This window comes from Priestia megaterium, from assembly GCF_009497655.1.
In the GTDB taxonomy this organism is placed as follows: Bacteria; Bacillota; Bacilli; order Bacillales; family Bacillaceae_H; genus Priestia; species Priestia zanthoxyli.
Genome location: NZ_CP023317.1, coordinates 2,291,362 through 2,303,893 on the forward strand (window position 1 = coordinate 2,291,362; position 12,532 = coordinate 2,303,893).

The window sequence follows — 12,532 nt, forward strand, 5'->3', positions numbered from 1 at the left end:
AATAGCTTCTTTACTACGCAAGAACAGCTATCATTTGCTCATTGCATACGTAGTAACGACTGGCTTTACATCTTTACGCACCAAATCTTCGTATGTTTCTCGCTCTACAGCAAGACGAGCTTCTCCATTTTTCACAAATACAACAGCAGGGCGCGGAATACGGTTGTAATTGCTAGCCATTGAATAGTTGTAGGCACCTGTAGAGGATACTGCTAGTAAATCTCCTTGATTAACGCGCGGTAAATCGATATCCCAAATAAGCATATCTCCTGATTCACAGCATTTCCCCGCAATTGATACTGTTTCATCTTTTTTATCCGTCACTCTATTAGCCAAGACAGCTTCATGTTTTGCATCGTAAAGAGCAGGACGGATATTATCGGTCATACCGCCATCAATTCCTACGTATTTGCGTACACCTGGAATCTCCTTCGTTGAGCCGATTGTATAAAGCGTTGTACCTGCTTCTCCTACGATGCTTCTTCCAGGCTCAATCCAGACTTCCGGAAGGGTATAATTCTGTTCAGTTAACGTGCGGCTTAGCTTTTCTGTCAGTGCATCTACATAATACTCAACTGGAAGTGGAGAGTCGCTTTCGGTATAACGAATACCAAAACCACCACCTACGTTTAAAACTTTTACTTCAAATTCCATTTTATCACGAATACTGAATAAGAAATCAGTTAAAATATCAATGGCGCGAGAAAAACCATCTACTTCAAAAATTTGCGAACCAATATGACAATGAATGCCTAAAAGATCGTAGTAAGGCTTTTCTAATGCAGAACTTACCGCTTTCATAGCCTGGTCATTGGAAAGACCAAATCCAAACTTGGAGTCTTCCTGTCCGGTCATAATATACTCATGTGTGTGGGCTTCAATCCCTGGAGTAACACGCAGAAGAATAGATGCTTTCTGTTTGCGCTCAGCTGCTAAGGCATGTAAAACTTCAAGTTCGGTAAAGTTATCCACAACAAAACAGCCAATATTCGCATCAAGAGCCATTTCAATTTCTTCAATCGTTTTGTTATTTCCGTGAAAATGAATGCGTTCAGCTGGATATCCCGCTTCAAGAGCTGTAAATAATTCGCCTCCTGAGACCACATCTAATGACATATCAAGCTTCGTTAAAAGGCTAGCCATTTCCATACAAAGAAACGCTTTCCCTGCATAGGCGATTTGATATGAAAATCCGCTTCTTTGAAAGGCTGAATGGAAGGCCTTGCATTTCGTCTCAATTAATTCTTGATCGTAGATGTATAGGGGAGTGCCGTATTGTTTTTTCAGTTCGACCGTATCGCACTGCCCAATTTCTAAATGATTGCTGCTGTTAATTTTACTCGTTCCATGTAAGTACATAATCCGTATCCCTCCATTTAAATCATTCAACTATAACTTTGATGGTCAGTAGAAAAACACAAAAAAGACCCGTGAAGTGATGTTCACGCGTCTTGGTTTCATAATAATAAAGTATTATTACATTCTAGGCATCAACATCTCTTCAATAGCTCTCCACAAACCAAGTGGTTTGTGACAGCTCAGCATTTATTCAATACTGAACCAGTATATGAACACAATGGATGTTTATATACTTCGGCACGAAATCCCTTTTACTTATCTTCACAGACTCCATTAGTCTCCAATAAGTGACTCTTGATTTCATGCACCTCTATTCTCAGAGAGGAAAATTATATTTAAATGTAACTCCTATTATATTTCCTTTTCCTCTGTCTAGTCAATGAAAAGTTAAGGCATAGGAATATCAAAGAAGATAAATAAAAAAGCTATGAAGCTTCCAGATAGAATCCAAGCAGCCAGCGCTGTCTTCTGATGAATGATTAAAAGTGAGAACGTGACAATATTGAAGAGAAAAGAACATAGCAGCGACCATCCATAATGATGAGTGATACTGTGATTAACATAAGCAATGAACTCAATCACAGTAAATAAAAGCGCCCATAAAAGAATCCACCACAGCCGGCCGCTTACATGCAGCGGCAGCCTTCCTAAAAAAACCGGTATAACAAACGGATAAATAATTAAGGTTATTCCAAGAGAAACCATTAGGTGATCGGGTAGAAAAAGATGATCAATACCAACAGGGTGAAATACCCATACGCGGTGATGAAACAGCAGCACTTCATAAAGCAAATTCCCCGTGACCCAAAACAGCAAAGTAGGGTAGTATTCTTGATACCTTCGCCACTTGCCAAATAGTAAACCAAGAATGATAAAAAATAATACAAATGAAGATTGCATACGCTCTCCTTAAAATAATGGTTATTTCTTTTTATTTACATATTATAGTGGTTTTATTCTTTCATTTTTTTATTCAGCACCTATAATAAAAAAGCCGTAAGCCACAGCGTTAAAGACGTACTACCACTATTTATGGCTTTCTTCACCCTGTTATAATCTTGGTAAAAGAACTTCTACCGCTTTTGTTTACGAGACGAAAGGAGCTATATGTCAAAGTCAGCAAGGCTTAAAAATAAGCTTAAAATAGCTTCGCCTAGTATGTGACTTCTTTTTTTGCTATGCTAAAATTGCATACATATAGCATGAGAATACTAGAAGAAAGAAAAGGGTGTTTTGGTATGAAAACATACATCGTAGTTGGAGCTGGGGTACTTGGAGCTTCTACGGCATATCATTTAGCAAAAGCAGGAGCAGATGTGACATTGATAGATCGCAAGGATGCTGGTCAAGCTACTGATGCAGCAGCAGGAATTGTTTGTCCATGGCTTTCGCAGCGTCGAAATAAAGCATGGTACCGCTTAGCAAAAGGCGGCGCCAAGTACTATCAAACATTAATTCAGCAATTAGAAGAAGATGGAGAAACGGATACGGGATATAAGCGAGTAGGAGCAATTAGTTTACACACTGATGAACAAAAGCTTAAAAAAATGGAAGAACGAGCATATAAGCGTCGGGAAGAAGCCCCCGAAATAGGCGAGATTACACGTTTATCCGCTAAAGAAACACAGGCTTTGTTTCCGGCTCTTTCGGAAGAATACAGTTCAGTTCATATTAGTGGAGCCGCTCGCGTTAACGGAAGAGCTCTTCGAAACGCACTTGTGAATGCAGCGAAGAAAAACGGTGCAAAAATAATAGAAGGAAACGCAGAACTACTTTATGAAAATAATCAAGTAACGGGCGTTGCCGTAAATGGACAAACCCTTCTAGCAAGTACAACAATCGTGACAGCAGGAGCGTGGGCAAATCAATTACTAGAGCCTCTTGGAGTGAAATTTTTAGCAAGCTTTCAAAAAGCGCAAATTGTCCACTTGCATCTTCCTGATTTAGATACAAAAGACTGGCCCGTTGTAATGCCTCCAAGCGACCAATATATTCTTTCGTTTGAACAAGGTCAAATTGTCATAGGAGCAACACATGAAAACGACACGGGTTATGACTTGAGAGTAACGGCTGGGGGGCTTCATGAAATTTTTTCAAAGGCCTTATTAATTGCTCCTGGCTTAACAGAAAGCACAGTCTTAGAAACAAGGGTAGGGTTTCGACCATTTACTCCAGGCTTCTTGCCAGTCATTGGGGCTCTTCCAGCTTACGAAGGAATACTAGTAGCGAATGGTCTCGGAGCTTCAGGCTTAACGTCGGGTCCTTATCTTGGTTCAGAGCTTGCTAAATTAGCACTTGAAATGGAAATGGAAATTGATCTTAGCGATTATGATGTAAGAGGAGCTATTGAGTCCTAAGCAAATGGAATGAATGAAAACAAATAGAAGTTCGCAAACTATAACTACTATATGATGAAAGGAAGTAGATTGTTTGCGAAAGGTTATGATAAGTGCAGCAGCAGCTTTTTTATTTATGAGCGGCACGCCTGTATTAGCGGAAAACAATCCTCAGCCAGAAACAAAAGACGTGCAGCTGACGTCTCAGCAAAAGCAGGAATTATCCGTTCTGTACAAAGAAATGTTCGAAAAAAAGAAAGAAATACTTTCAAAATATGTGGAGTACGGCGTGCTAAGCAAAACGGAGAGTCAAAACATTTCTTCACATATGGAAAATCGCTATCAGCATATGGAGAAAAATGGGTTTGTTCCGAAGCGGCACTGTCATAAAATGCATCATTCAAAGTAATTCCTATTCACATAAAAAAGCGCCTATACAGGCGCTTTTTTTATGTGAATGAATGGAAAATATCTGCTTCTTTATCTAGTAAATTTTAAACGCCTCATGTAAAATTAAGAGAATGAGAACGATTAGGAAAGATGCTAGTGAGGGGTAGGTAAATATGAACGATGAACGAAAATAAAAAAATAGTCCGATTACATGCAGAAAATCATTCAGCTGAGGCTCTAGGAATCATATTTGCTTACAAACAAAAAGGTGACCACCTTGTTTACAGTATGTATCAAGGAGAAAGCGTTTCTGAGCAAAAAATACCTCTAGAAGAATGGGTCTCGTATGAGCATTTTTTCGAAGCGCTAAATAAAAAGAAAAAGCTTATGTACGAGCTTCAAATAAATGATAAACGCTATGTAGTAAACTTAACCCCTTTATCTTACACAGAAAAACCTGAAATTATGGGACATTGCGTGAATATAACTAGTTATCAGGAGAAAAAAGAACAGATTCAGCCTTTTATTTATCATAACGCAGATGCTGTTGCTATCGTTGACTTAGAGGGTAAAACGCTTCAAGTGAACCCTGCGTTTGAGAATACATTTGGCTGGACGTTTGAAGAAATTCATCAAAAGCCTCTTCCGATTATACCTTCGTTTTTAAAGGAGCCCGTGTGCGAACTTCATAAGACTATTCAATCAGGGGAATCGAAAACGGAATTCGAGACGGTCAGACAGCATAAAGACGGGCATTTAATTAATGTAAGCGTCACACTATTTCGCGTTGAAAATATGAATGATTGGCCGTTATGCATTGCGTTTGTCTATCGAGATATAACATCGCGCAAGCAGGATGAGACGGCTTTAAAAGAAAGCGAACAGCGCTACCGAAGTTTGATTGAGTTATCCCCGGAAGCAATTATCGTTCATAGTGAAGGTAAAATTGATTATATCAACCCTGCAGGAGCTAAAGCACTAGGATACAAGAATCCTCAAGATGTATTAGGAGCTTGTGTTTATCAGTTTGTTCACCCTGATTACTATGATGTTGTAAAACAGCGAATTTATCGAATGAAAACAGAAAATAAATCTGTGGATCTGCAGGAAGAAAAGTTTATTCATAAAGACGGTCATACGATTGATGCCGAAACCATTGCCTTTCCTATTCCGTATATGGGAAAGCAGGCCATTCAAGTTTTGTTTCGTGATATTACAGAACGTAAAAAAACTGAAAAATTGCTGCGTGAATCCGCTCAGCTTTCCTTAGTCGGACAGTTAGCAGCGGGTATCGCTCACGAAATCAGAAACCCTCTAACAGCGGTAAAAGGATTTATGCAGTTATTAGAAGAAACGAGCGGTCAGCCTTACTATGTAGAAATGATAAATCATGAGTTAGATAGAATCGAATTGATTGCCGACGAGTTCTTGAGTCTTGCAAAGCCTCAGGCGAAAACCTACAAAGACAAACACGTCCAAGATATCTTAGAGAACACGTTAAAGCTAGCTGAGGTGCAGGGGATTACAGAGAAAATTCACGTAAAAAAAGAGATTGATCTTCATCTTCCTCTCGTATTATGCGAAGAAAACCAGTTAAAACAGGTCTTTAGCAATATATTTAAAAATGCCGTCGAATCCATGCCAAGTGGAGGAACCGTAACGATTCAACTAAAAAGATTTAATCAGGAGAACCTTGTTGTCCGGTTTAGCGACGAGGGGCCAGGCATCACGCAGGAACGAATGCAGCATTTAGGAAAACCTTTTTATAGTACGAAAGAGAAAGGAACGGGGCTTGGACTGATGGTGTGCTATAAGATCATTCGAGAACATAGAGGAGAAATTAACTTTGTAAGTGAACTTGGAAAAGGAACTACCGTAGACATTCTTTTGCCTTTTAAAAAGTAGATTCTACTTTTATAAGCATGAAACCTTTTCTAAAGGGGAATACATGTTAGTGAACGAATAATGAGGTTAAAATAGGAGGGAATACGATGGAACGTATTGAAACGGGAGAGATTTTTACAATTTTAGATGAAAATGATCAAGAGCAAGATATTGAAGTGCTTGGAAAAATGACGATTGAAGGCCACGATTATATTGCCGTTGCGTTTGTGGAAGAAGTTTTAATTGAAACAGAAGAAGAAATTGATGTTTTCTTTTTAAAAATTGAAGATGATGGTGAATGGTCTTCAATTGAAGATGATGATGAGTTTGAAAAAGTATCAGCCGTATTTGAGGAAATGACATCCGCGTAAAAAGAGAGGTTACAACCTCTCTTTTTTTATTTATAAATAATATAATATTTAGAATTTTTCTAAAAATATCTTGCTGAATTATTTCCCTTCATTTATGATGAATATGTAACATACCAACCGGTTAGTAAGTAAATGAAAGCGAGGGACTACCGTGTATTTTTCTTACTCTGACAAAGTAGTGAAGCTGCAAAAAGAATTGAGCTCTTTTATGGAAGAGCATATTTATCCAAATGAACAGCTATACGAACAACAGCTGAATGAACAGCCATCTAGATGGTCAGCTGTTCCTCCAATCATGGAAGAGTTAAAAGAAAAAGCAAAGCGAGCTGGGCTATGGAACTTATTTTTGCCAGAAAGCGAATACGGAGCAGGTCTAACAAATGTAGAATACGCTCCTCTTTGCGAAATTATGGGCCGTTCTATTATTGGACCAGAAGCTTTTAACTGCGGAGCTCCTGACACTGGCAATATGGAAGTGCTGGTTCGATACGGAACGCCTGAACAGAAAGAAAAATGGCTAAAGCCTCTGTTAAATGGAGACATTCGCTCCTGCTTTTCTATGACAGAACCGGATATAGGTTCTTCTGATGCCACAAACATTCAGTGCAGTATTGTAAGAGAAGGCGATGAATATGTAATCAACGGAAGAAAATGGTGGTCTTCAGGTGCGGGAGATCCTCGCTGCAAAATTGCTATTGTCATGGGAAAAAGCGATTTTAACGCATCTAAATATGAACAGCAGTCTATGATTCTAGTTCCATTAAATACTCCGGGAGTTAAAATTGAACGAATGCTGCCAGTCTTTGGATACGATCACGCTCCTCATGGACATGCTGAAATTCATTATGACAATGTGCGTGTGCCAGCATCCAATATGCTTTTAGGCGAAGGAAAAGGGTTTGCTATTGCTCAAGGTAGATTAGGGCCTGGACGTATTCATCACTGCATGCGTCTAATAGGAGCAGCTGAAAGAGCGCTCGAAGAATTATGTAAGCGTATTCAAAGTCGTTCTACATTTAATAAGTTGCTTTCTCAGCAAGGGGTTATTCAAGAATGGGTGGCAGAATCGCGTATTGAAATTGAGCAAGCTCGCTTATTAACATTAAAAGCTGCTTATATGATGGACACAGTTGGAAATAAAAAAGCGCGGAAAGAAATTGCCATGATTAAAGTAATAGCTCCTGCTATGGCTTTAAAAGTCATTGATCGTGCCATTCAAGCATTTGGAGCAGCAGGTGTTTCAGAAGACACGCCGCTTGCGGCACTTTGGGCAAATGCCCGCACTCTTCGCCTCGCTGATGGTCCAGACGAAGTGCACAAAGCACAGCTTGCAAGACTTGAGCTAAAATCCTATCAAGAACAGGAGGCAACCTATGCACATAAAGGATCTGTTTGATTTAACTGGAAAAACAGCTATTATTACCGGAGGAGGCAGAGGATTAGGAGAGCAAATGGCAGAAGGGCTTGCAGAGGCAGGGGCAAATATTGTTCTATGCTCAAGAAAAAAAGAAGCATGTCAGCAAGTGGCTGATCGATTGGCCACCGTGGGCGTAAAAACCCTCGCTTTAGCATGTGACATCAGTCAGCCTGAAGATATTAAAAATGTCGTGGATCAAACGATTGAAACATTTGGACGCATCGATATCTTAATTAACAACAGCGGAGCTACGTGGGGAGCTTCGGCTGAAGAAATGCCTCTTGAAGCATGGCAAAAAGTGATGAATATTAATGTGACGGGCACGTTTTTAATGTCACAAGAAGCTGGAAAAGAAATGATTAAACAAAAAGCTGGTAAGATTATTAACATTGCTTCAATTGCGGGTCTTGGAGGAACGGACCCTCAGTATATGGATACAATCGGGTACAACACGAGTAAAGGAGCGGTCATTACGTTCACGAAAGATTTAGCTGTCAAATGGGGACAGCATAATATTCAAGTTAATGCAATTGCGCCGGGATTTTTTCCTACTAAAATGTCAGGTGCGATTATGGAACAAGGAAAAGATTATTTTCTAAGTCAAACCCCTTTAAAACGCTTTGGCTCCGAAGCTGATTTAAAAGGAGCGGCTGTTTTTCTTGCTTCTGCAGCGTCTAATTATATTACGGGCGATATTCTGACAGTAGACGGTGGAGTTCATGCTATGTGAATAAGAAAGGAGTTACTCAATGGAAGACGTTAAAAAATGGTTTACACCTTATCCAGAAGCCTACACTCATGACATTCACATCGAAGATATTTCACTATTTGATATGCTGAAAGAAACAGCCGAACGTTATCCTGCTCACACAGCCACGCGCATGTATCAGCATACGTTAACGTACCAGGAGCTGTACCACTCAGTTCGCGTATTTGCAGGAGCACTGCAGAAAAAAGGGATTAAAAAAGGAGATCGTGTAGCAATTATGCTGCCAAATTGTCCGCAATATATAATAAGCTATTTTGGCATTATAGCAGCGGGCGGCATTGTCACTCAGGTCAACCCCATGCTTGTCGAACAAGAACTAAAGCATATTTTACACGATTCCGGCGCAAAAAAAATAATTCTACTCGATGATTTTTATACGAGACTTCAAGAGATAAGGAATCGTGTTGAGATAGAAGAAGCGATAACCGTCAGCTTGCAAAAACCTTTTGTTCCTACATCACCAGACCTTTCCTTCTTAGATTTTCTAACCATTAAGCATGAATTTCATCAGCCGGTCATCCATCCAGCACACGATATTGCTGTTCTTCAGTATACGGGAGGAACGACCGGACCATCTAAAGGTGCGATGCTTACACATACAAACATTTACACAAACGCAGTTCAATCATACGAAATATTTAAGCATGATATTGAATTAGGAAAAGAAAAATGCTTAACCGTTATTCCATTGTTTCACGTATTTGGCATGACTTCCTGTATGCATTTATCAATTCTTTGCGGAAATGAAATATTGCTATTGCCGCGTTTTGATTTAGAAGAAGTACTAAATACAATCAAAAAAGAGCAGCCTAGTATTTTTCCTGGAGTGCCAACTATGTATGTCGCGATTACCAATCATCCGCGGGCAGAAGAATACAATATCGAAAGTATTCGCATCTGCAACAGCGGCAGTGCGCCAATGCCTGTTGAGCTGATGAAAGAGTTCGAACGAAAAACGGGTGCTAAAGTGTTAGAAGGGTACGGCTTATCAGAAGCGTCCCCCGTGACGCATTGCAACCTGCCGTTTTGTGAACGAAAGCCAGGCACAGTCGGACTTGGCGTTCCGCAAACTGCTTATAAAATTGTAGACGTGGCTACAGGAACAAAAGAACTGCCAAGAGGAGAGCTCGGAGAAATAGTGATTAAAGGCCCTCAAGTTATGAAGGGCTATTGGAATCAGCCTGAAGAAACAGCTCACGCGCTTAGAAACGGCTGGCTGTACACAGGAGATATTGGACAGATAGACGAAGATGGGTATTTATCCATTGTTGATCGCAAAAAAGATATGATTATTGCGAGTGGTTTTAATGTGTATCCTCGAGATATTGAAGAAGTTTTATATGAGCACAGCCACATTAAAGAAGCCGTTGTCATTGGCGTTCCGCATCCTTACAGAGGAGAAACAATTAAAGCGATTTTAGTAGTGAAAGAAGGAAAATCTCTTTCTGAAGAAGAGCTTACTTCTTATTGTCGACATCATCTTGCAGCTTACAAAATTCCGCGAATCTTTGAGTTTCGCGCTGAGCTTCCTAAGACCAATGTAGGGAAAATTTTACGAAGAGCACTGCGAGAAGAAGTGGTGAAAGAAACGATGTAAAGAAGCTGAACATAAACAAACTTTTTCAAAAGCTCCCTCTAAGCCATGGTATAATTTGTGAAAATGAGAAAAGACAGAGAGGGTTTGACGATGAAAGATTTGATGATGGAACGAAGCATTCAGCTTTTTGCTCAAAAAGGTTTCAAAGAAACGTCTATTCAAGATATTGTAAATGAATTAAACGTCACAAAAGGAACGTTTTATTATTATTTTAAAAGCAAGCAAGAGCTTTTAATGGATATTCACCTTCAATATATTGAAAGATTAATAGAAAACCAAGAGACGATTCTTGCAGATAAGACAATATCTTATCCTGAAAAGCTGCACAGCATTATTTTTAAACTTGTTCATGATATTGAGAAAGAAGGTCTTCGAGCTAAAGTGTTTTTTCGAGAGATGCGTCATTTGAGTGAAGAACACTTAGAACAAATCATTCCAAAGCGCGATCGTTTTAAAGAAAACGTACAGGAAATTATTGAAAAAGGAATGGAAGCAGGGCAGTTCCGTTCAGATTTGCCTTCAGATATCGTGACGCTAGGCATATTAGGAATGACAAATTGGAGCTATTTTTGGTTTCAGCCGGATGGTGAAAAGTCAGATCGAGAAGTTGCGGCTATTTTTTATAAGATGTTAATGAAAGGTATTCAGTCACAGTAGCTGCTAGGCTGGACAGTGCTCGTAAAAGGTGGGAAAGTATAAGCTCTTTCTCTCCTTTTATATTAAAAGGAGGCTATAACATGAATAGTAAAGATATACAGCGTATTGCTGTCATTGGCGCAGGACAAATGGGACATCAAATTGGTATGCTTTGTGCACTTGGAGGATATGAAACAATTATTCAAGATATGAATGAACAATCACTCATAGAGGCAAAAAATAAGCTGGAAGCAATTATAGACAAGTGGGTTCACAAAGGCAAAATTTCCTCTGATGCTAAAGAAGCCGCATTTCAAAGGTTGTCTTTTACAAGCACATTAAAGGAAGCGGTTTCAAGTGCTGATTTTGTGATTGAAGCTGTTGTAGAAAAGTTAGATGTAAAACAAAGCGTCTTTAAAGAAATAGATGAGTACGCACCAAGTCACGCCATTTTAGCATCGAATAGTTCAACAATTGTTAACTCGCTTATTGCAAGTGCAACAAACCGTCCAGAGCAAATCGTTAACATGCATTTCTTTTTTCCTCCTCTTGTAATGGACTGCGTAGAAGTTGTGATGAGTGAAAAGACAAGTGAACAAACAGCTCAAACGACAATGGAAGTTTGCAAGCAAATTAATCGCACAGCAGTCCTTCTGAAAAAAGAAATCTCAGGTTTTATTGCCAATCGAATTTTAGGAGCGCTGCAAAAAGAAGCCGTTTTCCTTTACGAAAATGGATACGCAGATTTTGAAGACATTGATACGATTTGCAAAAAAGCGCTCAATCACCCGATCGGTCCTTTTGAATTGATGGATCTCTCAGGAATTGACGTCGGATATTTTGTGATGCAGCAGCGCTATAGCGAAACAGGGGACCCTGAGGACAAGCCAGCTGCGTGCATAGAAGAAAAAGTTCAAAAAGGCGAGCTTGGACGCAAAACAGGAAAAGGTTTTTACACATACCACACACAGGGAGTGAAGCAATGATGAAAAAATTTGTACGTATTGAAAAAGAAGAGAAAACAGCTATTGTAACCATTGATAATCCGCCTTTAAATGTAATGAGCCAGGCTGTTGTGCAGCAGCTTGAAGAAACGTATGAAGAGCTTAGTAAAGATCCTGATGTCATTACAATCATTTTAACGGGAGCGGGCGACCGGGCGTTTATGGCTGGAGCTGATATTAAAGAATTTCCACAGCTAATGGGACAAAGCGGTATTAAAGAAGAGTTTATGAAAACCCATCGTGTTTTGCAAAAACTTGAAAACATTGAAAAACCAACAATTGTCGTGTTAAACGGTTTAACGTTTGGGGGAGGGTGCGAACTTTCACTAACCGCTGATATACGCATTGCCGAAGAACATGCTCAAATCGGTCTTCCGGAAGTGAAGCTCGGATTGTTTCCCGGAGGCGGCGGAACTCAGCGTCTTCCGCGCGTAATCGGCGCATCTAAAGCTAAAGAATGGATGTTTGCCGGCAGTCCTGTTTCGGCGGAAGAAGCACTTCATGCAGGCTTTGCCAATCATGTAACGCCTAAAGGAAAAGGGCTCGAAAAAGCAAAAGAGCTGGCTAAGAAATTTAACCGTCACTCTCTTCCGTCACTTTCTCGAATTAAGGCAGCGGTAAACGAAGGAATGAATCGTACACTATCTGAAGGTCTTGAACTTGAGGCAGAGCTGTTTGAAGAAGTCTTTCAAACAGAAGATATTAAAGAAGGAGTATCAGCATTTTTTGAAAAGCGTCCCGCTGTTTTTTCACATAAGTAAAGGAGGAG

General features: G+C 39.7%; 12 protein-coding genes and 1 riboswitch. Of the genes, 10 read left to right on the top strand and 2 right to left on the bottom strand.

Annotation, left to right across the window (positions count from 1 at the left end):
- Positions 1 to 30 precede the first annotated feature (30 nt).
- Both lysA and CEQ83_RS11495 read right to left on the bottom strand, forming a co-directional pair.
- The gene (lysA, locus tag CEQ83_RS11490) at positions 31 to 1,359 is read right to left on the bottom strand and encodes a diaminopimelate decarboxylase (protein WP_014460106.1); all 1,329 of its coding nucleotides are present in this window, start codon (positions 1,357 to 1,359) and stop codon (positions 31 to 33) included.
- Between the two features lie 138 nt (positions 1,360 to 1,497).
- Positions 1,498 to 1,680: riboswitch (Lysine riboswitch) on the bottom strand.
- A gap of 66 nt (positions 1,681 to 1,746) precedes the next feature.
- Positions 1,747 to 2,259 carry a CBO0543 family protein gene (locus CEQ83_RS11495; RefSeq protein WP_028413355.1) on the bottom strand — a complete coding sequence of 171 codons (513 nt, stop codon included), beginning with the start codon at positions 2,257 to 2,259 and terminating at the stop codon, positions 1,747 to 1,749.
- Between the two features lie 338 nt (positions 2,260 to 2,597).
- Between CEQ83_RS11495 and CEQ83_RS11500 the strand changes: the two genes are divergently transcribed.
- From CEQ83_RS11500 to CEQ83_RS11545, 10 genes are all read left to right on the top strand, one after another.
- Complete coding sequence (locus CEQ83_RS11500) at positions 2,598 to 3,716, top strand: NAD(P)/FAD-dependent oxidoreductase (protein ID WP_033578972.1); 1,119 nt, start codon at positions 2,598 to 2,600, stop codon at positions 3,714 to 3,716.
- 73 nt (positions 3,717 to 3,789) lie between these two features.
- Positions 3,790 to 4,104, top strand: a complete 315-nt coding sequence (locus CEQ83_RS11505; protein WP_028413353.1) for a YckD family protein — start codon at positions 3,790 to 3,792, stop codon at positions 4,102 to 4,104.
- 161 nt (positions 4,105 to 4,265) lie between these two features.
- Positions 4,266 to 5,990: a PAS domain-containing sensor histidine kinase gene (locus CEQ83_RS11510; protein ID WP_028413352.1), complete on the top strand. Its 1,725-nt coding sequence runs from the start codon at positions 4,266 to 4,268 to the stop codon at positions 5,988 to 5,990.
- Between the two features lie 86 nt (positions 5,991 to 6,076).
- A complete protein-coding gene (locus CEQ83_RS11515) occupies positions 6,077 to 6,340 on the top strand; it encodes a DUF1292 domain-containing protein (protein WP_013057050.1) in 264 nt (87 codons plus the stop codon).
- A 151-nt stretch (positions 6,341 to 6,491) separates the two neighbouring features.
- Positions 6,492 to 7,736 (top strand): acyl-CoA dehydrogenase, encoded by a 1,245-nt coding sequence (locus CEQ83_RS11520; RefSeq protein ID WP_028413351.1) that lies wholly within the window; start codon positions 6,492 to 6,494, stop codon positions 7,734 to 7,736.
- A complete protein-coding gene (locus tag CEQ83_RS11525; protein ID WP_155017249.1) occupies positions 7,714 to 8,487 on the top strand; it encodes an SDR family oxidoreductase in 774 nt (257 codons plus the stop codon). The genes CEQ83_RS11520 and CEQ83_RS11525 overlap by 23 nt, the downstream gene beginning before the upstream one ends.
- Before the next feature lie 19 nt (positions 8,488 to 8,506).
- Complete coding sequence (locus CEQ83_RS11530) at positions 8,507 to 10,123, top strand: long-chain-fatty-acid--CoA ligase (RefSeq protein ID WP_155017250.1); 1,617 nt, start codon at positions 8,507 to 8,509, stop codon at positions 10,121 to 10,123.
- 90 nt (positions 10,124 to 10,213) lie between these two features.
- Positions 10,214 to 10,780, top strand: a complete 567-nt coding sequence (locus tag CEQ83_RS11535) for a TetR/AcrR family transcriptional regulator (protein WP_155017251.1) — start codon at positions 10,214 to 10,216, stop codon at positions 10,778 to 10,780.
- Between the two features lie 80 nt (positions 10,781 to 10,860).
- The gene (locus CEQ83_RS11540) at positions 10,861 to 11,745 is read left to right on the top strand and encodes a 3-hydroxyacyl-CoA dehydrogenase family protein (RefSeq protein WP_033578977.1); all 885 of its coding nucleotides are present in this window, start codon (positions 10,861 to 10,863) and stop codon (positions 11,743 to 11,745) included.
- Positions 11,742 to 12,524 (top strand): enoyl-CoA hydratase, encoded by a 783-nt coding sequence (locus CEQ83_RS11545; protein ID WP_155017252.1) that lies wholly within the window; start codon positions 11,742 to 11,744, stop codon positions 12,522 to 12,524. Before CEQ83_RS11540 ends, CEQ83_RS11545 begins: the two co-directional genes overlap by 4 nt.
- Positions 12,525 to 12,532 lie beyond the last annotated feature (8 nt).